At 58.8% G+C, this 26,152-nt stretch carries 17 protein-coding genes; 6 read left to right on the top strand and 11 right to left on the bottom strand.

The window, feature by feature from the left end; translation table 11 throughout:
• Nucleotides 1-120: 120 nt before the first annotated feature.
• From QM788_RS14500 to mmsB, 4 genes are read left to right on the top strand one after another with little or no spacing between them, the layout of a single operon-like run.
• Nucleotides 121-1,281: an acyl-CoA dehydrogenase family protein gene (locus tag QM788_RS14500; protein ID WP_415662166.1), complete on the top strand. Its 1,161-nt coding sequence runs from the start codon at nucleotides 121-123 to the stop codon at nucleotides 1,279-1,281.
• A gap of 10 nt (nucleotides 1,282-1,291) precedes the next feature.
• Complete coding sequence (locus QM788_RS14495; protein ID WP_415662165.1) at nucleotides 1,292-2,074, top strand: enoyl-CoA hydratase; 783 nt, start codon at nucleotides 1,292-1,294, stop codon at nucleotides 2,072-2,074.
• Nucleotides 2,067-3,167 carry an enoyl-CoA hydratase/isomerase family protein gene (locus tag QM788_RS14490; protein WP_415662164.1) on the top strand — a complete coding sequence of 367 codons (1,101 nt, stop codon included), beginning with the start codon at nucleotides 2,067-2,069 and terminating at the stop codon, nucleotides 3,165-3,167. Before QM788_RS14495 ends, QM788_RS14490 begins: the two co-directional genes overlap by 8 nt.
• 10 nt (nucleotides 3,168-3,177) lie before the next feature.
• Entirely contained in the window at nucleotides 3,178-4,083 is a 906-nt protein-coding gene (gene mmsB, locus QM788_RS14485) for a 3-hydroxyisobutyrate dehydrogenase (RefSeq protein ID WP_415662163.1), read from the top strand.
• Nucleotides 4,084-4,328: 245 nt separating this feature from the next.
• On the opposite strand, the gene QM788_RS14480 is transcribed toward mmsB, so the two are convergent.
• A complete protein-coding gene (locus tag QM788_RS14480) occupies nucleotides 4,329-4,679 on the bottom strand; it encodes a helix-turn-helix domain-containing protein (RefSeq protein WP_415662162.1) in 351 nt (116 codons plus the stop codon).
• 148 nt (nucleotides 4,680-4,827) lie between these two features.
• Here QM788_RS14480 and QM788_RS14475 point away from each other — a divergent pair, with 148 nt between their 5' ends.
• Nucleotides 4,828-5,322 carry a hypothetical protein gene (locus tag QM788_RS14475; protein WP_415662161.1) on the top strand — a complete coding sequence of 165 codons (495 nt, stop codon included), beginning with the start codon at nucleotides 4,828-4,830 and terminating at the stop codon, nucleotides 5,320-5,322.
• 56 nt (nucleotides 5,323-5,378) lie between these two features.
• Entirely contained in the window at nucleotides 5,379-6,392 is a 1,014-nt protein-coding gene (locus QM788_RS14470) for a transposase (protein WP_415660644.1), read from the top strand.
• Nucleotides 6,393-7,147: 755 nt separating this feature from the next.
• On the opposite strand, the gene QM788_RS14465 is transcribed toward QM788_RS14470, so the two are convergent.
• The 10 genes from QM788_RS14465 to QM788_RS14420 all read right to left on the bottom strand — a co-directional run bounded on the left by QM788_RS14465 (nucleotide 7,148) and on the right by QM788_RS14420 (nucleotide 26,114).
• Nucleotides 7,148-8,251 carry a plasmid recombination protein gene (locus tag QM788_RS14465; protein ID WP_415662160.1) on the bottom strand — a complete coding sequence of 368 codons (1,104 nt, stop codon included), beginning with the start codon at nucleotides 8,249-8,251 and terminating at the stop codon, nucleotides 7,148-7,150.
• Nucleotides 8,252-8,733: 482 nt separating this feature from the next.
• The gene (locus QM788_RS14460) at nucleotides 8,734-9,942 is read right to left on the bottom strand and encodes a tyrosine-type recombinase/integrase (protein WP_415662159.1); all 1,209 of its coding nucleotides are present in this window, start codon (nucleotides 9,940-9,942) and stop codon (nucleotides 8,734-8,736) included.
• 60 nt (nucleotides 9,943-10,002) lie between these two features.
• Entirely contained in the window at nucleotides 10,003-11,016 is a 1,014-nt protein-coding gene (locus QM788_RS14455; RefSeq protein ID WP_415660644.1) for a transposase, read from the bottom strand.
• A gap of 60 nt (nucleotides 11,017-11,076) precedes the next feature.
• A complete protein-coding gene (locus QM788_RS14450) occupies nucleotides 11,077-11,310 on the bottom strand; it encodes a DUF6538 domain-containing protein (protein ID WP_415662158.1) in 234 nt (77 codons plus the stop codon).
• Between the two features lie 348 nt (nucleotides 11,311-11,658).
• A complete protein-coding gene (locus tag QM788_RS14445) occupies nucleotides 11,659-12,771 on the bottom strand; it encodes a hypothetical protein (RefSeq protein ID WP_415662157.1) in 1,113 nt (370 codons plus the stop codon).
• Nucleotides 12,768-15,614, bottom strand: coding sequence for an ATP-binding protein (locus QM788_RS14440; protein WP_415662156.1), 2,847 nt, complete (start codon nucleotides 15,612-15,614; stop codon nucleotides 12,768-12,770). The genes QM788_RS14445 and QM788_RS14440 overlap by 4 nt, the downstream gene beginning before the upstream one ends.
• Nucleotides 15,611-16,882: an ATP-binding protein gene (locus tag QM788_RS14435; protein WP_415662155.1), complete on the bottom strand. Its 1,272-nt coding sequence runs from the start codon at nucleotides 16,880-16,882 to the stop codon at nucleotides 15,611-15,613. Before QM788_RS14435 ends, QM788_RS14440 begins: the two co-directional genes overlap by 4 nt.
• Nucleotide 16,883: 1 nt before the next feature.
• Nucleotides 16,884-19,670 (bottom strand): TrlF family AAA-like ATPase, encoded by a 2,787-nt coding sequence (locus QM788_RS14430; protein WP_415662154.1) that lies wholly within the window; start codon nucleotides 19,668-19,670, stop codon nucleotides 16,884-16,886.
• A gap of 13 nt (nucleotides 19,671-19,683) precedes the next feature.
• Nucleotides 19,684-22,575 (bottom strand): DUF1156 domain-containing protein, encoded by a 2,892-nt coding sequence (locus QM788_RS14425; protein ID WP_415662153.1) that lies wholly within the window; start codon nucleotides 22,573-22,575, stop codon nucleotides 19,684-19,686.
• A gap of 11 nt (nucleotides 22,576-22,586) precedes the next feature.
• Nucleotides 22,587-26,114 (bottom strand): helicase-related protein, encoded by a 3,528-nt coding sequence (locus tag QM788_RS14420; RefSeq protein WP_415662152.1) that lies wholly within the window; start codon nucleotides 26,112-26,114, stop codon nucleotides 22,587-22,589.
• Between the last annotated feature and the right edge of the window lie 38 nt (nucleotides 26,115-26,152).

Genomic DNA, 26,152 nt, shown 5'->3' with positions numbered 1-26,152 from the left:
TCCCCCGAGGGGACGGCGATGCTCGCGGCATTGAGCCGCTCGCACATCGCCAGCGCGGGCCGGCTTGGGAGCGGCCCGGCGCTCGGCCCGCCGGAACCCACGGCAGGGAGACTCGCTGACATGGACTTCGAACTGAACGACGAGCAGCGCGCCTACGCCGACGCCGCGCGCGCGTTCGCGCAGGCCGAGCTGGCTCCGTTCGCGGCGCAGTGGGACCGCGAGCAGACCTTCCCGCGCGACGCCCTCCGCGCGGCGGGCGGGCTGGGCTTCTGCGGCCTCTATGCGCCCGAGCGCATCGGTGGCCTGGCGCTGCCGCGGCTGGACGCCACCCTCGTCTTCGAGGAACTGGCCGCCGCCGACCCCTCCACCACCGCCTTCATCACCATCCACAACATGGCGACGTGGATGATCGGCACCTGGGGCGGCGACGCCGTCCGCGAACGCTGGGGGCAGGACCTGGCGCACGGCCGCAAGCTTGCGTCCTACTGCCTGACCGAGCCCGGCGCGGGGTCGGACGCCGGCGCGCTGCAGACGCGCGCCGACTGGGACGGCGCGGCCTGGACGATCAACGGCGGCAAGGCCTTCATCTCCGGCGCCGGCGCGACCGACGTGCTCGTGCTGATGGCGCGCACCGGCGGCGCGGGGCCCTCGGGTATCTCGGCCTTTGCGGTGCCGGCCGACGCGCCGGGCATCAGCTACGGCAAGAAGGAGCACAAGATGGGCTGGAACAGCCAGCCCACGCGCGCCATCGCCTTCGACCAGGTGCGCCTCGGCCCCGAATGCCTGCTGGGCGAGCAAGGCCAGGGCTTCAAGATCGCGATGAAGGGGCTGGACGGCGGGCGCATCAACATCGCCACCTGCTCCGTCGGCGCCGCCCAGGGCGCGCTGGATGCCACGCGCCGCTACCTGCACGAGCGCCGGCAGTTCGGCCAGCCGCTGGCCAGCCTGCAGGCGCTGCAGTTCCGCGTCGCGGACATGGCGACCGAGCTGGTCGCCGCGCGCCAGATGGTGCGCCTGGCCGCCGCCAAGCTCGACGCCGGCCACCCCGAGGCCAGCACCTACTGCGCGATGGCCAAACGCTTCGCCACCGACGCGGGCTTCGCCGTCTGCAACGAGGCGCTGCAACTGCACGGCGGCTACGGCTACCTGAACGAATTCCCGCTGGAGCGGCTGGTGCGCGACACGCGCGTGCACCAAATCCTCGAAGGCAGCAACGAAATCATGCGCGTCATCGTGTCCCGCCGCGTCCTCCGGGACGATGCGGGCGATGCGATCCGCTGAAGGACTCTTTATGAGCAACTACCCCGGCCTAAGGCTCGAAAAGCGCGGCCACACCGCCCTCGTCACGCTGCACAACCCGCCCGCCCACACCTGGACGGCCGACAGCCTGGCCGCGCTGGAGCGGCTCGTGCAGGCGCTGAACGCCGACCGCGACGTCTACGCCCTCGTCATCACCGGCGACGGCGAGAAGTTCTTCAGCGCCGGCGCCGACCTCAAGCTCTTCGCCGACGGCGACAAGGGCCGCGCCGCGACCCTGGCCAAGCGCTTCGGCGATGCGTTCGAGGCGCTGTCCGCGTTCCGCGGCGTCAGCATCGCGGCCCTCAACGGCTATGCGATGGGCGGCGGGCTGGAATGCGCGCTGGCCTGCGACCTGCGCGTGGCCGAGGCCCATGCCGTCATGGCGCTGCCCGAGGCCGCCGTCGGCCTGCTGCCCTGCGCGGGCGGCACGCAATGGCTGACCTGGGCCGTCGGCGAGAGCTGGGCCAAGCGCATGGTGCTGCTCGGCGAGCGCGTGGACGCCGAGACCGCGCTGCGCATCGGTCTCGTCGACGAACTGGCCCCCAAGGGCGAGGGCCTGGCGCGCGCGCTGGCGCTGGCCGGGCAGGTGCAGAAGCAGAGCCCCAGCAGCGTGGCCGCGTGCAAGCAGCTCATCCAGGGCGCGCGCCACACGCCGCCGCAGCAGCAACTGATCCAGGAGCGCGAGCGCTTCGTCGCGCTGTTCGACACCGAGGACCAGCGCGAAGGCGTGCAGGCCTTCCTCGCCAAGCGCACGCCGGTGTGGCGCCATGGCTGACGCGCCCGTGCTGTTCCGCACGCTGGACACCGTGTCCGGCCACCGCTTCGGCCACGCGACGCTGAACGCGCCGGCCAGCCTGAATGCGCTGACGCTGGACATGGTGGACGCGCTGCACGCGCAGCTGCGCGCCTGGGTCGCGGACGCGCAGGTCGCCGGCATCGTGCTCGACGGCAGCGGCGACAAGGCCTTCTGCGCCGGCGGCGACGTGGTCGGCCTGTACCGCGCGATGCGCGCCGCCGGCCCCGGCCGCGTGCCGCCCGAGGCCGCCGCCTTCTTCGAGCGCGAGTACCGGCTCGACCACGCGATCCACACCTGCCCCAAGCCCGTGCTCTGCTGGGGCCACGGCATCGTCATGGGCGGCGGCATCGGGCTGATGGCCGGCGCGTCGCACCGCGTCGTCACGCCGCGCAGCCGGCTGGCCATGCCCGAGATCACGCTGGGCCTGTACCCGGACGTGGGCGGCAGCTGGTTCCTGCCGCGCCTGCCGGGCCGCACCGGACTGTTCCTCGCGCTGACCGGCGCGCCGCTGAACGCCGCCGACGCGCTGTGGGCCGGCCTGGCCGACCACGCCGCGCGCGCCGAGGACCACGGCACGCTGCTGGCCGCCATCGCCGCCACGCGCTGGGCCGGCGAGCAGGCGGCCGACGCCGAGCGGCTCGGCGCGCTGCTGCAGGCGCTGCCGGCCGCCGAACTCCCGCCGCCCCGGCTCGCGCCGCACCGGGCCACCATCGACGCGCTGATCGGCCCGCACGACAGCCTCGCCACGCTGGCGCCCCGGCTGCGCGGGCTGGCCGGCCACGAGGACGCCTGGCTGGCCCAGGCCGGCGCCGCCTTCGACCAGGGCTCGCCCAGCTCGGCCGCGCTGTCCCTGGCGCTGCAGCGGCAGCTGCGGCAGGCGTCGCTGGCCGAGGTGTTCCGGCTGGAATACCAGACCTCGGTCGGCTGCTGCGTGTTCCCCGACTTCGCCGAGGGCGTGCGCGCGCTGCTGATCGACAAGGACAAGGCGCCGCGCTGGCAGCCCGCGGCCGCCGTGGACGAGCTGCTGCAAGCGCGCTTCGCCGGCCCGCATCCACTCGCCGACCTGCATTGAGGAGACAAGCATGAAGAACACCCGCATCGCCTTCATCGGCCTCGGCCACATGGGCGGCCCGATGGCCGCCAATCTCGCGCGCGGCGGCTTCGCCGTGTCGGCCTTCGACCTCAGCGAGGCCGCGCTGCAGCAGGCCCGCGAGGCCGGCGTCGCGGTCGCGCCCTCCGCCGCCGCCGCCGTGGCGGGTGCCGCCGTCGTCATCTCGATGCTGCCGGCCAGCCGGCACGTCGAGCAGCTCTTCCTGGGCCAGGGCGACGACGGCGGCCTGCTGGCCCGCCTGCCGGCCGGCACGCTCGTCATCGACTGCTCCACCATCGCGCCGGCCTCGGCGCAGAAGGTCGCGCAGGCCGCGCGGGCGCGCGGCGTCGCGATGCTGGACGCGCCCGTGTCCGGCGGCACGGCGGGCGCGGCGGCCGGCACGCTGACCTTCATCGTCGGCGGCGACGCCGACGCGCTGGAGCGCGCCCGGCCCGTGCTCGGCGCGATGGGCAAGAACATCTTCCACATGGGCGGCTCGGGCGCCGGCCAGGTCGCCAAGCTGTGCAACAACATGGCGCTGGGCGTCATCATGGCCGTCACCGGCGAGGCACTGGCGCTGGGCGTCGCGCACGGGCTGGACGCCAGGGCGCTGTCGCAAATGATGGCCGTCAGCACCGGCCGGAGCTGGGCCACCGAGGTCTGCAACCCCTGGCCCGGCGTGCTGGAGAACGCGCCGGCCTCGCGCGGCTACGCCGGCGGCTTCGGCAACGACCTGATGCTCAAGGACCTGGGCCTCGCCGTGGAAGCCGCGATGGGCGTCGGCGCGACCATCCCGCTGGGCGAACTGGCGCGCAACCTCTACGCGCTGAACAAGCAGGCCGGCCGCGGCGGGCTGGATTTCTCCAGCGTCGTGAAGCTGGTGTCCGACAAGGCTTGAAGCACGGAGGCGTCGCCGGGACCGCCACCGGCAGCGCCCAAGAAAAATCCCCGATGGGCGCCTGGCACATCGGGGATTTCGTGTTATTTGGGGTGGCTGATGGGAGTAAATCCAGATTGCATCTAGGCTGTTGATTACAAAGGATTTTTTCAGCAAAAGTGGATGAAAAACAACAGAAAAAGTGCTAGACCTGCACTCATGGCAAGTGCTAGACCAGCATAGCACACACCTCATGCGCCAGAGCTCTACAGCCGCTCCTTGAGTCTTTCTGCAATCTTCTGAACCACCTCAACCACCATCGCTCTGTCTCCTTCTGGCAAGGTCTTGAGCACTTGGGCAATGAGTTCTGCTTGGTCACTGGTGCGGGTGCTGCTGGCTATGAGCAGTTCGTCTATGCCGCAGTCATAGATTTCAGCCAGTTCAGCCAGCCGCTGCACAGTGGGCATGGTCAAGCCTCGCTCCATGCGGGACACCGCCTCAGTGCCAATCTCCAGCCGTTCAGATACCTGCTCTTGTGTCAACCCCCTAGCTTCTCTTCGCTGGGCCAAGGTGCGACCAATGGTCTTGAAAAGCTCCCTGTGCTCGTTGTTCTGCATGCGCCTTCCTGTGTCATCTACACCACCCCAATGGTGGCTAGACACCCGAAAAGGTTGAACATGTTGTAAAGTTGATTTCCAACTTTAAAGGTTGTTTGACACAGCAGCCTGCTAAGCGAACACACCCTCAACCTCCAATGGAGCAAAAATGAAAGAAGTTGTCGGCAGTTTGAATTTACTTGGAAATGCAACGATCAACAGCAAAAATGGCCGCCATACTTACACCACCATTGAGATTGGCGAAAACCTTTTGCAGAACATTATCGTAGAACGATCACTGGATAATTTTCTTGAGCGAGCATTGAACCTCGGTGGAAAAGTAAAGCTCTATTTGCTGGATAAATATCTTGTTGGAGTTGAATTGCCAGACGGAAAACTCTACTACCAGCAATCACGAAATCTGAAAATGTTCTTTATCCTGCTGTTTCCATTTCTCGTAACCTCGTGCAGTGGCCTCATTTTTCTGACAGACGGACAACACGACAATCAGGCAAGAAACTGGAGTTTAGCAATCCTCATTCCCTTTGGCCTCATTCTACTTTGGGGCCTGAAATCGTGGAGAAGATTATTCAAGGCAGCACAAACACTCAAAGCCAAAGGTGGAATCGGAATATCAGTAGGACTTACGCAAACGTTTAAATAAATAGACCCTGCATGGTATTTGTTGGATAATGTGCCGCATCGACCTCAGCATGCAAATTGTCCATCAAAAGAATCGACTACTGCCAGTTCATCCTGACCAGCCAGACCAATTTCACCATGACGAACTTTGCGGATCACGGCCAGGGATTCAGCCACGATGCGGTGAAGCGGTACCTGCAAGGCGACAAGCTGTCGGCCAGCTTGGTTTGGGAGCATGCGCAGCGTGAAATCGTTCCATCCCCCCGGGGATGCATCGTGTTTGACGACACCATCCTCGACAAGGGCCATTCGCACCAGATCGAGTTGGTTCGCCGGCAGTACAGCGGCAATGCCCACGGCATCATCAAAGGGATCGGCCTGGTGAACTGCCTCTACGTCAACCCCGACACCGGCGAGTATTGGCCCATCGACTATCGATTGTTTGCGCCCGAGCAGGACGGCAAGACCAAGCTGGAGCACGTGCGCGACATGTTGGTCAGCGCTGCGGGCAACAAAGCACTGCCCTTCACCCGGGTGCTGTTCGACACCTGGTACGCCACGATGGAGCTGATGCTGCTGGTGGACAGCCTGGGCAGACGCTTTTACTGCCCGATCAAGGCCAACCGGCTGGTCGATGACAGCGCCGGCCAAACGCCGTACCGGGCAGTGAGCGGCTTGTGCTGGACGGCACAAGAGGCTGAGCGCGGCAAGCTGATCAAGATCAAGGGATTCCCCAGGGACTACAAGGTGAAGCTCTTCCGGGTGACGGTGTCTTCCCACCGCACGGATTGGGTCGTGACGAACGATCTGGCTCAAGATTCGACGCAGGGCACGCAAAAGGCGTGTGCGCTGCGCTGGAAGATCGAGCAGTTTCATCGAGAACTCAAGCAGCTGACGGGCGTTGAGAAGTGTCAGTGCCGCAAGGCGCGAATGCAGAGAAACCACATCGCCTGCGCGATCTTGGTTTGGCTGCGGCTGCGGGCGGTGGCCAAGGAAAAACTCTCTTCGATGTATCAGATCAAGACCAGTTGGCTGTCCGAGCGAATGCGCCAGGAGCTGCGAAGTCCTTCGGTTTTGATGCGTTTTGCGTAAGTCCTAATCAGCATAAAATAAAAAGCCAGTCATTTGACTGGCTTTTTATTTGCAATCGCACTCTTGACATTTTCTCAAATTCAATTAAATTGTACGATAACCGTGTGGAAGCGGCAATTAAATCATAATTGAAAATCACAGATTGTCAAGACAGAATCAAGACTAAATTGCCCAACCGGACGGTTAGGGCAATTTTTTTATGCGTCGATTAAGTTCCACGATTCAGAAAGTTGCTAACGTGAATGGCTAACATGAAGGCAGATAAGCATAGTGGGGTGACGCCCGCAACTGCCCCCTTAGCAGGTAGCAACACCACTAATGCGAACTTCATTATGGTGTAAGTAGGTAAGAATGGTATTTGGAGCACAGCCATACGGATAGGCGAAATTGAGGAACCCGGCTCCAAGCAGTAATCAGGACTGTGAATCCTCAAAGTGAGACAACTTGATTGAAGTCCACCGAAGCATGTAGTCATGTGGGAAAAGCCCCGACACGGATTTTAAGATTCGTGATTGGGATAGGCTTTTCTTCGCTTAGTAGTGAGGAGCCAGAGGCGACGAACTACTATGCGAAGAAAAGATTAATTAATAGTACATAAAAATAATTAATTAATTAATAGTACACAGCAAAATAGAATAACACCACCCAAGCAAAGAATAATCTCGTAGAGGTTCTATGAAATAGAACAAAATTGGCAGCGGAAAAAATTTCACCCATTCTTTGGCAAATTATCAGGAGATTTGCCAAAGCTCTTTTCATACCAAGCAAGTACAGCACCCAAGGATTCTGATTTTGTCGCCCTGCTTTTCAACCTCTTTTTCTAGCTCTGCATTCTTGGACTTCTCTATGGTGATTTGATTGCCAACAGCAGCAACGCGGCGATCAGCTTCTTCCTTAGCCTTCTTTTCAGCTTCTAGCCTCTTTTTCCTCTCATTCTCAGCAAGAGCATTGGCTTTTTCAGTTTCTGCTTTGGCTCTGGCAGTGGGTTCATGCCACCCACCTATAACACCAGCCACCAAAGAGGCAGCCTTGTTGCCGATACTATTAGCCTTCTTTTGTGAATTTTCAATAATGGCTTTGGCTTTTTCCTCAGCTTGAGCTTTTCCTTTGTTATAGCCTTTGTTCGCATGAACCTGGGCTACCTTCTTTGCATCTGCAAAGTAAGCAGCCTGGGCTTTCTCTGCTTTCCACTGGGCACGGGTCAAACGGCGGCGCCCTGGCCCGATTCGGGTTAAGCCATGCCTCATAGCTACCCTCTTGCTGAACTCGTCTTGTAGACCCCTCATAGCCTCTATATAGGCAAGATTCTGTTCACCCTTCTTCTTGCCCTCGGTCTTAGCCAGCTTGCTGGCTCTGTAGCCTTCATGAACATCATCAAACCTTTCTCCAATGCGGGGCACCACAGAGAAATGCAAATGAGGGTGAGCTTCGTCGTCGTGGACGACCACGGATTTAAGACGGTCCCCGTATTTCTGCTTCAACCATGCCAAGGTGCTCTCTGCAAATTCAGGAAAGCTATCTTCCATTTCACGAGGTAAAGAGGCTACCCCAATCAAAACACACAGCCCGTCCTTTCTTAATTTGTGCCCTCTGGCATCTGTCGTTTGTTCTGCCCATTCTTCAATCATGGGCAAAACTTCCATAGGTGGCACCCCATATAAAAGCCCCGGTTTACCTGGTTCTTTAATATGCGGACAAGCCCCTTGCTCTCTCCATTGCTCCGCAAGAATTTCGCGGGCATCTCTTATTTTTGTTATTGTAGTAACCTTGTCACCATTCTTTTTGGTGACGGTTGTTTTTCGTTCTGAGCCCTCGCGGGCATAAGAATCTATGTGGATAAATTGATAGCTTCCTTCCATTTTTGCCTCTCTCATTATTCTTGTTGGCTTTCATCTTTTTTACCAAATTGAGGCTTAATGTCAACGCCATAGTGACCGACTATGTATCTTGCAGATACGCGGTCCTACCGGAGGTCCTGGCTGGGGCCTAAAACCAAATACAAAAACCAGCCGCTTGACTTGTTGATTTTATTTTTAGTCTGCCATCGCTTGACTTCGCTTCGCTTTTTGTCTGCTCTGGATTTGCCAAATCAATTTGCATAAATTGATTTATGGCTGCAAATTACAGCGAGCAACGTAACCGCATTTTTTAGTGACGAGGGCACAAATCAATGCAGCCTACCGCCCTAATCTTTGGATTTTTTTAGCTTGACCTAACCAGTCAGGTTTTTATTGTTTCCTACTTCATTTGGCTTCGCCAAATAAAGCAGGCATAAAAAGCACCCCACTATGGAGGTGCCGCAGGCAAAAAAGAACCGCTTCGTCGTGTCCTTACGGGATATTCAAGAAGACAGGTTAAGCCTTTTTTGCAATTCCTTTTTACGGGCTTTGATTGCTTTGGCATTGACCAACCCTGCAAGCACATTCTCATTCTTGAACTCAAATTGGAATCTGGAGAAGTCAATATTCCATTCCAAACCTTCCAGCAACGATTTAAGGTTTTGCAGCGAATATTCGCTGCCATAGACAGTTTGAGTGACATCCTGATTTTGAGTGTGACCAAGAACCCGCTTCCTCAATGGAAGGTCAATCAGTTTATCAGCCATCGCCGCACCTACATTCTTTCGCAGGCTATGAAAAACCTTTTGTGGCTCATCCACAGCAATCAACTTTTGCTTGTATTGAGTCCAGTTGTAGCAGATATTCTTAGAATATCCATTAGAGGCAGTCTTGGTCAAATATGGGAAAAGAAGAGAATTTTCACCATATTTTTCCTTGACCATGTGGTAATAATCTAAGAAATTCGTTTGAAGCAACTGGCTTGTAAGAGGCATTAAGCGAATTGAAGCCTGATTCTTGACTTCTTTATCATCGCCATTGTCATTGACATCAAGAACCCAAATGCCATCTTTTTGATAAATGTCACTGATATAAAGCTGTGCAATCTCATCCTCGCGCATTCCAAGGGCAAGAGCCACCAATGGAGCAAAGAACAAATCGGGCTTCTTGAACCTCTTACAATAGGCTTCAAAATTTTCAACGAACAACCGCTGAATTTCATCCTTGGTGTAAGGAATATATGAGTCAGTGTGTTTATCTCGTTCCGACTTCTTGACAAGGTGCATGTTGGAAAATGGATTCTCAAACCCATACTTGCCAACACTGATAGCAAAGTCAAAAAAACCTTTCAGAGTCTTGGTGTAGTTATCAATGGTCAGAGGACTATCTTGCAACCGAGTGACTTCATCCCTGTAATCACTGGCATGGGCTTTTCTGATTTCGTCAATGAACACCACCCCTTTTGCACGGTAGAAGTCAATGAACTTCTGAATGCGAGGGAAGTAGCCATCCTGTGTGGACTGTGAGAAGGTTTTGACCTTTGCCAGCTTGTAAGACTCAAAAATATCAATTAAACGAGCCCTAGAAGCCCAAGCAGGCACCGAAGGTAGGGGAGTAGCTTCCCTGACTTGATCAACGGATTTAGAGGCGTTTTGAACCACTGGTGAGCCCATTAATGACTCATAGGCTTCCTTCTCAATGACCTTTTCCAAGTCATATTCCAACTTCACACCGTTGGGCAGAGTGACAACAAGCTCTCTATTGTTTAGGACTTACGCAAAACGCATCAAAACCGAAGGACTTCGCAGCTCCTGGCGCATTCGCTCGGACAGCCAACTGGTCTTGATCTGATACATCGAAGAGAGTTTTTCCTTGGCCACCGCCCGCAGCCGCAGCCAAACCAAGATCGCGCAGGCGATGTGGTTTCTCTGCATTCGCGCCTTGCGGCACTGACACTTCTCAACGCCCGTCAGCTGCTTGAGTTCTCGATGAAACTGCTCGATCTTCCAGCGCAGCGCACACGCCTTTTGCGTGCCCTGCGTCGAATCTTGAGCCAGATCGTTCGTCACGACCCAATCCGTGCGGTGGGAAGACACCGTCACCCGGAAGAGCTTCACCTTGTAGTCCCTGGGGAATCCCTTGATCTTGATCAGCTTGCCGCGCTCAGCCTCTTGTGCCGTCCAGCACAAGCCGCTCACTGCCCGGTACGGCGTTTGGCCGGCGCTGTCATCGACCAGCCGGTTGGCCTTGATCGGGCAGTAAAAGCGTCTGCCCAGGCTGTCCACCAGCAGCATCAGCTCCATCGTGGCGTACCAGGTGTCGAACAGCACCCGGGTGAAGGGCAGTGCTTTGTTGCCCGCAGCGCTGACCAACATGTCGCGCACGTGCTCCAGCTTGGTCTTGCCGTCCTGCTCGGGCGCAAACAATCGATAGTCGATGGGCCAATACTCGCCGGTGTCGGGGTTGACGTAGAGGCAGTTCACCAGGCCGATCCCTTTGATGATGCCGTGGGCATTGCCGCTGTACTGCCGGCGAACCAACTCGATCTGGTGCGAATGGCCCTTGTCGAGGATGGTGTCGTCAAACACGATGCATCCCCGGGGGGATGGAACGATTTCACGCTGCGCATGCTCCCAAACCAAGCTGGCCGACAGCTTGTCGCCTTGCAGGTACCGCTTCACCGCATCGTGGCTGAATCCCTGGCCGTGATCCGCAAAGTTCGTCATGGTGAAATTGGTCTGGCTGGTCAGGATGAACTGGCAGTAGTCGATTCTTTTGATGGACAATTTGCATGCTGAGGTCGATGCGGCACATTATCCAACAAATACCATGCAGGGTCTATTTATTTAAACGTTTGCGTAAGTCCTATTGTTATCATAAATCCCATAGTTTTTCTTCATATCTAGCACCCATCGTTCAAAAGCCAAGCTGGCTTCCATTGAACGAATGTAAGCCTGACGGCGATCCTTTGTCTTGAGACTCTGGACCACCTTCTGGCGGGTGACATGAGGGTGAAGAACCTTGGGGACAAGAAGACGGAGGTAGAAGGTTCCGTGCTTGTCTTGGTAGGTGTTCCGCATGGAGTTCCGTGGGGTGGAACCTACATGCAACCTTGGAAGTGCTAGACCAAGTGCAAGACTTGGTGCTAGACCGATCAACTTGCCGCTGATCTAAGTCGTTGATTTTCAACGACTTTTAGAACTTGGGGTGGCTGATGGGGCTCGAACCAGAAATGGGGGGTATTAGGGGGTCTTCCGGGGTACTTATCAACCGCCCGCCCCAAGTAAATGCCCCTCCGCTACCCTTGGCTGCCCCGGTGGTGTCCCCAGGATTGACCCTGGAGGCGCATGAGGAGCGAGCTGCAGTCATCTCGACAGCACGTCCAACATTGTTACCTATGAACGAGATCTCACTGAGGTCCAAAATGCCTAAGGCATCTGCACATCATTCAGCCCCGGCTTCCGCTGCGAAGTGGCCGGTCTGCCAGCGAGTGAGACGGATGCGGTCTTAGCAATCTTGGCCTCAAGGTCAGCCACCTGGTCGCGCAAGCGCTGAGCCTCACTTTTGGCATCAGCACTTTGGCGATTGCCTTCCCGAACGGCGGCTATGAGTTCTGACTGCCACTGATCGCCAGCAAGGTTGTTGTCCTTGTCCTGGTAGTAGGCTAAGCCCGAAACGATGAGTGCAAACAGGGCCAAGACCGCAGACACGCCCACCGACCAGACCGCGATGCTGATTTGTTTGTGCGTCGAATGATCGGCTTTTTTGTCGCGCTCGTCCAACTGCTCAAGAAGGAACGTCGCCGCCTCCGCAAGATCCTTGAGCGTCTTGGCTGACTCTGCGGTCATTTTCCCAGTCAGTCTGACCATCTCAAGCTCTTCAGCTCGCTCACGGGCTTGACGAGCGAACTGTTCGTTCATCGCATGGAAGTGATCCATGTTCGGCGCACGAATCTCAACCGGCGGTGCACTCTTCGTGAACTGATCGTATGCGGACAAGGTTGAGCCCAAGGCCGAGGAGCTTTTTCGAACCTGATCGAAGACGCTGCTGGTCGATTCCAGCATCTTCTCGCGCATCCTCCGCAGCTGTAGGGACTGCACCTGGACTTCATGTTTGAGTAGTCGGTCCAGGAAGGCTACAGCTGACTCAGAGGTTTCGCGTTCGGGCTTTCCGAGGGAATCGTCCCCGTCGGACAAACCTCGAAGAAGCGTCTTGACGTAGACCTCTGAAACCTGCTCCCAGTCTGGGGGGGTGAGCTGATCAACATCCGCTGTTGCCAGCGGTGGCCGTTCGTCCTTAAAGCCTCTGGCCTCGACCCGGCTCGCTATGTGGGGTAGGAACGCCCGGATGCGGTCAGTAGGCTCTTCATCGGGAAGCGCTGCCAAGGCGCTCAGGTCTGAAGTGCGCAGCCCGTACAGATACAACGTACCGACGGATGTCGATACGGCTGTGGCAGGCCTGAACAGCTGATCAAGGTTAAGCACCTTCTTCTTTGCAGCGGACTGCTCGCCATTGGATGAATTGCTGTCCTTCGCCATCATTCTCCTGACTCGAACTCGGCGTTCTTGAACTTCAGCACGTTGCAGTTCTCCTTTACCGCCCGCTGCAACCCCTCATCGAAGCCAGTGGATGCTTCGGCTTGAATCTCAATGGCAATCTTCACCTTCACCCCGGGGCGAGTCGTGAACTGCTGAACGACCTCATCGACCAGATCCGCGAACTGTTTTTTCGCCAGGAATGGGTCGAGCTCGATGCTCCCGTAGAACTGCTTCTTTACGGCCTGCCCCGCGGCCGGTGATCCGGGACGGTATTCACCTTTGGCCGAATCCTCAACACGAGGCGCGCCGCCATCCACCGGAACACTAGTCGTCGATGCGCCACCGCCGGCCTCGGTAGCCTTCGCACGCGAAGCCTCCTCTGTAGCGCGCAGTGCCTCCATATAGGCGGCTGCCGCAAACGGCTCGATCAGCTGCAGAGACGAGTCCATGATCAGCGAAGTGCGCTTGCCATAGCTGAACCCGACGTAGCGACCATCGTCTTTGCCCTGCGCGAAGCCGAAGAAGTCGCGGCTGTCCGCCCCCGCAGCCATCGTCATCTGAAAGACCGTGTCATCTTTCAATCGCGGCAGGTACAGCTGTTGGCAGCTTTGCTGCCAGACGTTGAGTGCGCTGGTTTCCTTGGCGTCGTCCTTCCAGAACCAATCCTTCAGAACCTTGGCCAAGTGAATCGGTGCCCACTCGTTGATGAGCAGTTCATTCTCCTTGAGCACGCGTTCGACTTCCTGCGCCCAGTTTTGCGCGCCCGGGTTGACCTGGAAGTGTTCCCACCGCAAGTCAGACAAGCCTTTGCCGGGCCGCGCCTCCTGCATGGGTGCCACGATCCATTTGTATGTCTCGCGGATCATGCGGCGCACCGTGTCCTCGGCTGTTTCAAGGCTGCCTGCTGCCTGCTTGGCCATCAAGTTGTCGAGAACGATGCGGTTCTCCTTGTAATCGGCAACGATGCTGCGCCACGCCAAGTAGGAGCGCACATGATCTTTCAGCCGACTGACGCTGTCGTAGTCGGCCGCCAGGAAGATCAATCGGTTCTGCTTGAAACGGGGCTGGTCACCGCGCTTCTTCAGGATCTCCGTCGCACGATCGATGGCAAGGCTTTGCCCGCTTTTGCTGAAAGCAGCATCGGGCGGAAGGACCACCAAGCGCAACGCCCAGTCATCGGGTACGTCGCCGCTGTCGGTAAAGACATGGACACCACCGAACACACCGCTTGCAAAGCCGCGCTGCACGCGCTCACGGACTGTGGGGAACACGTCTTCCTTGTCCTGGAAGCGGCGCTTGCGCTCTTCCATCTCTCGACGCAGGTTCGGCCTCGTATCAAGCCAGAAGTGATTGTTGGCATGATTTAGATAGTGCAGCCGGTCGGCAAGACGGCGCAGCGCATCCTTAAACAGACCGATCTGCTGCCCCGGCTGAACGACGCCAAGCATGACGCGGTCCAGCTCAAGTCCACGAACCAGCTGGTTCGTCGTGCTGGGTGCACTGCCCAGAAACACCGCCCGCGCTGAGCGACGGCATGCCTGCACACTACCGAAACGGGTGTCTTTGTTCTCGATCTCGGTCGTTTCAGCGCGCTCGCCATCAACGTCTCTCTCGATGACCGGATCCCAGCCTTGAGGCAGGTGATAGATCACCTCGTTACGCACGTCCGCGTCGTACAGCGGGAGGCTGCCCGGCATGATCAACGGGTCGTTGTTTCCATCCTTCCACAAACGATGGATCACCTTGGCCATCAGTTTCAGCACGCCCCGAGTGCGCTGGAAACCGTCCAGCGTGGACCAATCCTCATAGAGCCGATCAAACACCTCGGGGTGTATGGGGTAGGCGTGTACGAGTCGATCAAAGTAGCGACTCTCCTGCGTTTCCTGCGGAAAGTCGTCTCTGTTGCCAGTGTAGAAATCAGCGAATGCGCGGCACACCGATTCCATCGCCAGCCTGTCGTTGATTGAGATGAACAGACGCCGCCGAACGATCTCGAAAGCTTCCTCGGTGGCCACCGGCTTCCAAAGTGCCTGCACGCGGCCGAAGTAGTGAGCAAGAGCCTCAAGCGCCTTCACGCCGCGCTGGCCGGCCGCTTCCTTGTCCGACTCGGGCAGCGATGCCAGCAGCACTGCTGTAGGCACAGCCTTCAGAGCCTCGGTCAATGCCTGCACGAACGACATGTTGGAGTCGAAAGTGCCGCCACTGAGAGCCTTACCTTCCTCGAACTGCCGCACGTAAGCCACCAATTCGTCGACCAGAATCACGCATGGTGCGCAACGCGCCAGAAGCGTTTCCAGCACAGCCTTGCCGGGAGAGGTGCCGGACGCGTCGGCCTCAGCCACCAGTGCGTAGCCTTCAGCGCCGCCAAGCTGCCAAGCCAGGTCGCCCCAAAGCGTGCGGATCGCCTGTCCCTCGCGCAGCAATGGCTGGTTGGGCGACGACTTGATGCCATCTAATACCGCAACGCGCGCACGCGGCAGCTCCACGATTTGTGCTGCGCCAAGGATCTCGCCCAAGCCCTGAAGATCGCTGGCAGGCACCTCGCCTTTGGCGAGGTGGTACACCGCCAGCATCGTATGGGTCTTGCCGCCGCCGAACGCGGTCTGCAACTGAATCACGGGGTCGCCGCCCTTACCAGCAAGGCGCCGAACCACCGAATCCAGCAGCAGACGCATGCCCTCCGTGATGAAGGTGCGCTGGAAGAACAGTGCTGGATTCTGATATTCGGCTGTAGCTGTACCGGCGTGCACGCGCGACAGATCAGCCGCGAACTCGGCCTGCTGGAACGTGCCCTTGAGCACGTCCTCGTGAGGAACGGCGACTTCGCGCCAAGGTTTCAAACTCATGCTTCTTGCTCCGTAGCAGCGGCGAAGATCGTCAGCTTCAGCTCGCTGTCATCACTAAGTTGGTACTCCGGGCGTTTGCCCGAAAGGCGTTCACTGGTTTCCAGGACGATGGACACACCCTCGCCGCGCTTATCCATAATGTGCTGTCGGTGAGCCGCCAGTGTGTCGTCGACGATCGGGCAGCGCGCCAGCAGGCTGGTCAGTGCCTCGTTGCGGGCCGCCTGCCTAAAGGGCAGGCTTTCGGGCGTCATCGTGTTGGGCAACATGCCAGGTGAGTACAACTCCAGCCGGTCATCGAACAAGCGCAAGCGCACCTTCGCGCCGGCCATCGAGTAGTCCCGGTGAGCCACCGCGTTGGTCACCGCCTCGAACACCGCCAACATATCGAATTGGGGAAGATCCTCACGCCCACCTTGCGCAAGCTTGCGCGCAGCCATCTGCATGTTCTTGCGCACGAACGCGCAGGCGTCGAGGATCTGCTGATCCAGAGGTCCCACGATGTCCTGAGCATCACGTTGATATGCCCCCTCACCGGTGGGCACGACATCCTTGCCTTGATAGGCCACAGCCTGGATGAACGCGCCCGGCAGGAAGTGCTGGGCGACCGAACTACCTAGCAGGAGGCCTGCGACGGTGGGGCGCCACTCGCCTTGCTCATCACGGGCAGCCATCGCCAGCTTGCTCATCAGCACCTCGGGCGCATCACTGCTGCGCTGAGGTGCAAACCGCCTCCACAGCGCTTCGTTCAAGTCGCCCAACGTGGCCCGAGGCACTGGCGTTTCATCGAAACGAATCAAGCGGGACTGGCTGCGCTGCTGGAACAGCCTCGCCAGCTGATCCGGCGCAATAGGGCGTTTGGATGAGCCGACTCGATGTAGGTAACCACCAGGGCTTTGATGCACAAAGAGGCTGCGCTCAATCGCCAGCCGAATGACTGGCTGCTCAACACCGCCGCCATCAGGCAATGTCATGCGTTCGATGATGGGCGCCAGTGGTGGCTTAATGGACTGCTCACACGCCTGGCGGACCAGTTGTTCCACATCGTCGAGCTTGTCTACCGGAATGCCCAGCACCTCACGGCTCGTGTCTTCTACGCCGAGCAGCAGCACGCCGCCCGAACTGTTGGCGAACGCTGCCAGTTCATCAGCCAATCCGTCCTGCGACGGCCCCCTGACCTTCCCCCCCGCGAACTTCACCTCTTTGAGTTCGAGGAACGTGTCCTCACCGAGCCTGATTTTTTCCAGCAATTCACTGCGTGTTGCAAACATGTCAAACCTCCCGGCCAAGCCGCTTCCAGCGGCGTTCGAAGGCATCGCGACCTCCCTCCATCACACGACAGACCTCATCGCGCACCGCCTTGTCCTGAAGAGCACCGCTTTGCTGCACAAAACATTGCCCTCGGCCGAACTCCATCACGTGCACCAGCTCGGCGTCCCCGTTCACCACCACATTCGGGTTGTGCGTCACAACGATCAGTTGACGTCGCAGCTTGTTTTCCCTGATCTGTTGAACGATCAGCTCGTAGATCAGATGGTTGTCCAAGTCGTCCTCGGGCTGGTCCAACACGATGGGCTTTTCACCGAAGGCCAACAGGAAGGCCAACAACGCAGCCGAGCGCTGCCCTTGTGACCCTTGGCTGATGGCGGTCCACCGGCCATCGCGCTGGTACTCGATTCGCAAGTCGTCCTCGGGGGACCAGGTCGAAATGCGATCAGCAAACTCCGGCTTTTCATGCTGCCGCTGCAGATAGTTGCGTAGGCGACCGCCTAGGTCGGCATCGGTCGTCAGCAAGCGCTGGCGGACCTTTTCGACCACCTGAGCCCTCGCAGCGTCGTCGGCATGCGCCAGATCGAAGGCCATTCCACCCGATGCATCGTCGTTCAGGATGTCGTCGGCAAACCGGTCATCGGTGACGTCGATCAGCTCTCGCAGCTCGCGTTCGAGTTGCTTTGCTTCGAAGCCGAAAGGCACGACTGATATCCGTACATAGGGGTTCCGGTCCAGAGCCTGCTGGACAAAGGCTCCCCGGGCCCCCGTCACGGCACGCCGCTTCTCATCGAACAATGCGCGTTGCGCATCGATCTGCGTCACCAAGACCTGACGGTCGCCCTGCATCTGCTGCAGCGTCTTGCGCTGTGCCTCTAATTGCTGGCGCTCCTGAGTCAAGCGGGCAAAGGCCTGCGGGTCGCTGACGCCTTGCTCTACAAGTTGCTGTTGCAGTGCTGAGTGCGCTTGCTGAGCCGCCTGCGCACGCCCTCGCCACTGCACATACCGTTCATCAGCCTGTGCGGACTCGACCACCGCGGCCAGCTTGCGCGCGCGCTCCAACAAATCAATGCGAACCTGTTCAAGCTGCGCATCAAGTCCCTGGCGCCAGGAAAGCAGATCTGCATCCTGCTCGGTGAAGTGCTGGCTCGACCAGTCATCCAACACCAGTTGCTCTGGCAAGTCTGCAATGCGTCTGGTGGCTGCGTTCAGCTGCTCGAGAACGCCCTTCACTTCGCGAGCTTGATGCTGAGCCTGGGCGTAGGCGCGAAGAACGGCAGCATGATCAGCCTGTGAAAGAGCAGCCAATTTCCGCCCCGACTCCTCCAACCTCCGATCCACTTCGGCCAGTCCAGCCAGCTTGCCGTCCATCTCACGCAAGCGCGCACGCTGCGTGAAGTAGGTGCGCTTGGCTTCCTCGACCGCCTGCCTTATCGGCTCGATCTGGGCTGCCTCGTCGATGATGCCCAGCAAGGTTTGCCGCCCACCGCCAGCAAGAGCCGCAATCTGCCCCTGAGAGAAGATGCGCAGTGGGAACCGTGCTGCATTGACGCTCTGGCTGGCAGCGGGCTCCCAGAGACCATTACGCCACTCCTCCACTACGGTGCCTTGACCATCGGCGCGCCACAGCAGCCGCAGGCGATCCGCGTCGTGCTGCCATTCCACGCGAATCACCGTGTTGGCGCGAACTGCCCCCTTGTCATCGCGGCCATTAGCTACCTTCCGGAACGCCTCAAACTGTGTGCGCGGCTCGCTGCCTGCCGGCAATGCGGCCAGTTCCTGATCTCGACGTGCGGCCAGACGCAACGCGTGAACCACGGTGGATTTGCCCGTACCACGACCACCCACGACGGCATTGAAGAACGGAGAGCATGCCAAACGGACTGGAGCCCCATTGCCCATGAAGCGCGCGTGCTCGATTTCAATAGACGTGACCAGGTGCGCGGGCACGCGAAACGGATCGAAAGCGCCCTCGTCACTGCGGCGGATGGATACGCCATTGCCGTCGAGAAGTGCCAGTCGCAGGCCTTCGAGCCTGGGGCTTCCCATCTTGACCCAGGTGTAGCGGCTGCCAGGGGCACCGGGGCCCTGGAAGGTGTGGCAGTCACTGCCAAGGACTCGGGCCAGCTTTTCAACCTGAGCCTGCACGCAAGTCGGCGGGTTCCGGGTCATATCTTCCCACTCGACCGCGAGGAGCTGCGCACTGTCAAAGATGCCTCGCAGCGTGTTCGCGTCCAGACGGCTTGCATTGCTGTCGTTGCGTCGAGCCAAGAGACCCTTGCCACCGTCATCGGGCCGGTCCGCATGTGCGGGTATTGGAATGCCGCCCGCTGCCAAGACGGCCTGGAAGACATCCTCGGGCCCTTCTCTCGTCACGCCGTCGCTATCTCCATCCGTGCCTTGGTAGCGAACAGCCGCCAACAGGTCGGTGATTGTGCGCGTTGTCTGGGTCGGATCGAAAATCGCCAGCAGATGGAATCCGCCACTGACTGAGATCTCGACGCCGGGGAACAATGTCAACTCACGAAAGCCGGCCGGCGCTTGCCCGCCGTCAGCCAGTGCCTTCATCTCCGCATATGCCGCTTTCAACGGATCGATCCAGGCACCGCTGTTGTGGTCGGTCACGGCCACGCAGTCGATACCCGCCGCCATGTACTTCAGTAGCCAATCCTGCGGCGTCAACGTCAATCCGTTGCGATGCCATGGCGTGTCTGTGGAAGCCGGCGTATGTGTGTGGAAGTCGAACTTCCACCAGCGCGAACCGGGGTAGGGCCAAGCAGTTTCCGGCATAGCATGTCCTCCTTTAGATGTCCAACTGCGACTGCGCACCGATGACGCCAGCCTCTGTGGCAGCTTGCTCAATGCTGGCCCAGGCAGTCACGATTTCGTTGTACGCGCGAGCGTCGTCGGTCCAACTCTTGCGTTCACACAGCGTGTAAAGGCGATAGGCCAATGCTCGGATGGAATCGGCATGACTAGGCATCCGAGCCAAAAGAGCCCCAGCCGCCGCTTCTCCCTCCTGATTCAGTGAGCGGATCAGGTGGTGTAGAGCCTCCCAAATAGACAGTCGGCGGTCTGACTCTGGAGACCATCCGCGAGGCAATTCCGCAAAGCGCAGCAGACGCAAATCGCCCTTCCCGGACTGGGCTACGCCTGAGGCTTGCAGACCCGCGACGCTGGTCCCTTTCGCACGCGCGAGCACATCGGCCTCGCCGAACTTGCCAGTAGCCCAGCCGTGCTGCTCGAACCAGTGCAAAGAAAACTGCGTGTCATGATCAAAGTCGTCTTCAGCAAAGAATCGGTTGATCAGTTGCAGCGCCGCCTTTACCCGCATCGATGTACCGTCTGCCTCGAGTACGCCTGCGTACTGGCTAAAGATCGCCATGCCAGGGCCAATGATCGCTTGTGATAAGTCGACCGGCTTGACAGGTGAGCTCACGCCGCCGCGAGTCATCTCATCAAGAGCTTCTGGCAATGTCGCATTTAGCTGACGAATAAAATCTCTTCGTCCAACTACGGGCGCATTCGCCAGCCGCCTTCGACAGACCAAAATGATGCTGGAGCTGAGCGCGTTCGCGTTATTTCCGACTTGCCGGTTGTCCCCCTCAGTTCTCATTGGCCAAGTGCCGGTGACCGTGAACCCCGCATCGACAACAGCTTGCAAGAACGTTTCCCAACCCGTGTTAGAGGTTCCCGCAACGTCCTCCGTTTCGGATTGCCTAAAGGCGTAATAGATCGTCGTTGGGAAAGCTGGGTGGGTTCGAAGAAGGAGAGATCTAAAAGCAGAGGTCATTCCTTCCATGAAGAAAGCTTCGGCCATTTCTGCACTACCGTGTCGGTATGGCGTAGCAACAAGCTCTTCAGCTTTGGGCACCGTCATAGTAGCGAACAGCCCCGGAAATACTGATCGCAAGCAGCGACGCAACCAGACGTACAGAAAGTCAGACAGGTCGGCGTAGCTAATGTTGTTGTAATACGGCGGATCGGTGCTGATGACCGCGTTGCTCAGCGGCAGGGGAAACGCAGAGGACGTCGCACTTTCTTGAAAAGCATGTCCAGATGGAGAAGACAACAATGCCGTCTCAACCACTTTTGCAACGACTTGGCAGCAATCAAGGAATCCTGAACTTGAACTTGCAAATGGCGAGCCCTCGGCGAAATCCCAGGACATCTGAAGGGCCTGCTTCGGCATCCCCGATCTCATGGCATTGTCTTTGGGGCGCCAGGTAGCTAGTGAGCACCCATAGTCGGCAAGTCTGCTCACCGCGCATGCCAAATACACACCGATAGCCTCTGCATATGCAGCGGCACCCGTGCCTCCAGCCTCTAGAGAAACTCCGTCGTCTTTGCCCGACGCTATAGCGTCCTCTCGACACTTCACAATGGCAGCGCCGACGAGATCAGAAAGTGTCCCAAGAGCAACCAGCTGACGGGATGTAAAAAGATCGCCGTACTTTCTCAATCCGTAGAGTTGTGTCCGGATATCGCGAGGGTTGTGATTAATTTCAACATCCGGCCGCCATTCAGGAGTAGCTGCGAGGGCTGCCGACTCATGCTCTGGTGTTGGACTCAAGTAGATGCGACCACGCATACCCTCAACGACTATTGCCATTAGGCGTTGCCCCAGCGTACCCGCTTGGCCCTGGGTTCGAATGTATGTGACGGGTATCGGGGCATCACTCAAAATGCACCGAAAGTGTCCGCCACGGCCCTCCTTGGTCCCTTTCGATGCTTGGCCATCCGGTTTTCCAATACGAACTTCAAATCTATACGTATCGCCCCTAATGATCGGCACAACGTAGCTCTCCTTTCCTGCTTTGCTTGAAAGCACGAAGGTCGATACAAGTGGGACATCTGCGTGAGAGAAGGCGGGGCTGGGGCTCCTTACTGTTCTTGCCCACAACCAAGCGACAACAGGAAGATCTTTCCCTAAGAGTGCTCTTAGATCTGGCCGTTCTGCGACCATGGCAGAAGTGACGGTGACGGACGGATACAGATGGCCCAAGCGCCGGCGGGCCTCATCGAGCATCCACGCTCCATAACGGCGTACGTCTTCGGCCATTCCGGTTACACCCGCCCACGAATCCTCGAGTCGCCTCTGCCTTTGACCTACCAACGCCGGTCCAACTGGTTCGTATCCAGCGAAGCGTGGCGGCAATTCGATCATCGCCTTGTTGATCGTCACTGGCACAGGGTTTAGGTCCGAGCCGTAGCTTTCCATGCCCAAGCGTTGTGCCTCCAGCGGGATCGCACCACTTCCTGCAAAGGGATCGTGAAAGACGGGCAGGCGAGCGGGATCAAACAACTCGGCCGCCTGAGGGTGGGACTTGTTTAAGCGGCAGGTTTCTTCCCAACTCCTTCGGATTTCTGCCCGTGCTCGCTCAAGAACGCTCTGATTGTTTGTGCTCTCCCACTTCACCAACTCTTGAATGATTTCAAACAGCTCCTCTCTTCGAGCCGCCGCTTGCGCCTTGGTCATTCCTGCAAAGTAGCCTCGCTCGCCGCCAGGATCATTCACCAACTGGGCAAAAAGAACTGCGCGCGCAGCCGCAACCGGGCGCTGGGCCCACCATTTATGAAGCGTTGTCGGATACCCCCCTGGGGCCTTTCGCTTTCTTAACGCTGCCTCCTCGTTGATCGCGTCTAACGGCAAGGCAACTTCGATTAGCTTCTTAGGACTCTTTATAGCGTTCATTCTTCTTCTTTCTATCCTGCGCGATAGGCACGATCAAGCAGTTGCTCAAGATCGAGGTTGATACTCGTTACGGCCCAATCGGGCTCTTGCGTGAACGGCTCTTGCACGTAGAACGGTCCTTCATGCTGCTCACCATCCACCAACACGACAGCCAAGATGAATTTGTCGGCTTGGTTGAGCCCATAGAGGATCTCGTTACGTGTGACGGTGATCGTGGTTTGCCCTTTGGCACGGCCCTTGACCTCAATGTGGCGCGATGGCATGAGTCGGCCGTCCGGCGCTTTGGGCAGGCTGGTGACGTCCCATCCACACTTCTCCGCCGACACGTCGATGACCTCGTGCCCGAGAGCGCGCTCGGCGTTCATCACGGCGCGCATCGCGATTTGCTCCACGCGGGCCCGGGCGGCGGCATCCGCTGTCCAGCCGGGCTGCCCCTTGCGCTGCAATAGCAAGCCGGCGGGAATAACAAGGGCGCCACCCAAGATCACCGGCGTCGCGGAGATGACGTGGCGCATCGCCAGTAGCTCCTTCTCACGCGACTCGCGGCGAGCTGTGAGGTCGTCGATGGTTCGGCGAACGTTCTCCAGCGTCAGCCGCACGTCTTTACCGGCAGCGATGTCGTCCTGCAGCTTGATGTATCGGTCAGACCAGAAGTTGATTTCCCTGACCAAGCGTCCGTGCACGGCGGCCAAGGTCTTATCCACAGTCTTCTCGCGGCGGACCCGGACCTCGTCAAAGTGCTCGGGCACCAGATGCGCGGATGCATGGGCCAGAGCCACCTGCTCCAGATCCTTGGCAATCCAGGGGGCAGCCAGCACGTCCTCGACCAGGGCAAGGTCAGCAAGAGCCAAGGGTGCGAGGTCGAGGTGGGGCGCCCACCCCGCGTTGATCGCGTTGCCTCTTGGGTCGATCTCAACGAACTGCATGCGACGTGAGACCACATGTACCGGGTCGCCACCCTCTCTCACCGAGTGGTCGATGATGAACATCACCTTCGGCGTCAACCCCATGTCGCTGGGGTCTACCAATACAGCGCCTTGTTTGAGCTTGTTGCGATGGACTTCGAGCACTAGGTCGGTCACCGACTGCATCAGTGGGTGTCCAGGGTGCAGCAGGCTCGCCATTGGCGCGCCAACCCGATCGGCAACGCGCACGAACTGCTTTTCAAAGCAGACGCGCTCGTAGCGGCGCAGTACAGGGTCGGCGTTGCGGCGGTCGCGGCCAGTGATCTGGCGGTCACGCTCACGGATGTTGGCCGGGACGTTCGTAATCTCGTAGCGGCCCGACTCGCGTGGGCGCAACTCGCCACCGATCTGCTCAAAGGCTTGATTGAAGAAGGATCGGATGAAGAAGGGTTGGAGCTTGCGGGCCTCGGCCTTCTCCATTTCCTCCTTTACAGCGAACAGCCGTCGCGCGTCCATCACCTCTTCGCACAGTGCGTTGCGCTTGATGATGTCTTCGAGGTGTTGCGTATCCAGCGCGCCTTCGACTTTCTGCAAAAGGCGGGCGCGAACCTCGGGGTCGGCGCCGTAGCGAATTGCTTCGATCAGCAGGTCTTTGAGGCTGCGGTCCTCGAACACCTCGCCCAGGATGTCAAAAACACGTCCGCCCAAGGCCTCGCGCTCCACCTCCAGCTTCTCGAACAAGCGTTGGAACACGTCGCCCTCGCGGGTTTCTGCAGCCACCATATTCCACAGGTGGCAGACCTCTGTCTGGCCGATGCGGTGAATGCGGCCGAAGCGCTGTTCCAGGCGGTTCGGGTTCCAAGGCAAGTCGTAATTGACCATCAGGTTGGCGTTCTGCAAGTTCACGCCTTCCCCCGCCGCATCGGTGGCCAGCAGCACGCGCGAAGCAGGATCGTTGCGGAACAGCTCCTGCACCTTCCGACGATCTTCGCGCTTGACTCCGCCGTGAATCATGACCACAGCCTCCTCGCTGCCGATCAGGCCGCGGATCTTGATGGCGAGGTAGTTCAGCGTGTCTCGATGCTCTGTGAAGATGATCAGCTTGCGCTGCCGACCTGCAGCGTCTTGCATCTGGGGCGTGTCTTGCAGCAGACGAGAGAGCTCGTCCCACTTTCGGTCCTGTCCAGAGTGCACGACTTGGCGTGCCTGTTCCTCCAAGGCTTCTAGGATGATGATCTCGGCCTCAAGCTCCTGAATGGTCTGCGCAGCAGTGGCCTGATCGACAACAGCTTCCTCGAAGTTTTCATAGTCTTCGGGCGACAGTGCATCTGCAGATTCCCAGATGTCATCCGGACCGCCGTTTGCGCTGGTACCAACAAGTGTCTCGGCAAGTGACCGCCCGCGCTGGCCCAGCTTCTCCTCCTCAACACGTCGCTTGAGCTTGTTTCGGCGTCGCTTGAGCGATTGATAAATCGCCTCGGGGCTGGAGGCAAGTCGGCGCTGCAGAGAAGTCAAAGCGAAGCCGACGGTACCCTTGCGCCCGCCATCAGCGAGCCTTTCGGCGTTGTTAAACTCGTTCCGAACGTACTCGGTCACGGCTTCGTAAAGCGCCGCCTCAAGATCCGACAGCTTGTAGTTGACGGTGTACGCGAGCCTTGGAGGAAAGAGACGCGTGCCATCGAATCGCAGCATGTCTTCCTTGACCATGCGCCGCATCAGATCGTTGACATCGACCTTGTGTGCACCGTCACGGAACTTGCCGTAGAAGCGGTCTGCATCCAGCAGTGACATGAACAGCTGGAAGTCCTCTTCCTTGCCGTTGTGAGGTGTTGCGGTCATCAGCAGGAAGTGCCGCGTGATGGAGCCCAGCAGCTCACCGAGCTGGAATCGTTTTGTCTTGTTGACCTTGTTGCCGAAGTAGTTGGCCGACAGCTTGTGCGCTTCATCGACGACTACCAAGTCCCAGTGCGACAGTCGCAGTTTCTCTTGAAGGTCTTCGGCACGGGCGAGTTGGTCGACGCGAGCAACCATCAAGTCGATGTCGTCGAAGGGATTGCCGCTACGGGATTGTTCAACCTGCTCTCGCGAAAACAGAGAGAACGTCAGTCCGAACTTCTCGAACATTTCGTCCTGCCACTGCTCGACCAGGCTGCCTGGCGCCACGATCAGCACCCGCTTGGCATCAGCGCGCATCAGCAGTTCGCGGATGAACAGGCCAGCCATGATGGTCTTGCCGGCGCCGGGATCGTCTGCCAGCACGTAGCGCAGCGGCTGGCGAGGCAGCATCGACTCGTAGACCGCTGTGATCTGGTGCGGCAGCGGCTCCACGTTTGACGTGTGAACGGCCATCATCGGATCGAACAAGTGAGCCAAGCTGATCCGATAGGCTTCGGTAGCGAGCTTGAAATCCTCACCTGGTGCGTCAAAGGCCCAAGGGCGCCCGACCTCGGCCAACGACAAGTTGGCCTCGTCTGTACGAAACAGCATCCGCTCGAGCAGCTTTCCGTCGGCGGTCTTGTAGTAGACGGTCAGCGCGTTGTCACCTACCGGCTCGGTCGTGACGATCCGCACTACCTGCCCGGGCTCAAGGCCCGAGATGGCGGCGTTCTTCTGGATTTGTTCGAGCTTTAGCATCGTGCTGCCCCCTGTCGTTGTGGCCGCATTGCTCGCAG

The organism is Roseateles sp., from assembly GCF_047654785.1.
GTDB lineage: Bacteria > Pseudomonadota > Gammaproteobacteria > Burkholderiales > Burkholderiaceae_C > Pelomonas.
The sequence above is the reverse complement of the archived record's forward strand: the minus strand, read 5'-3'. Positions and strand labels throughout refer to the sequence as shown.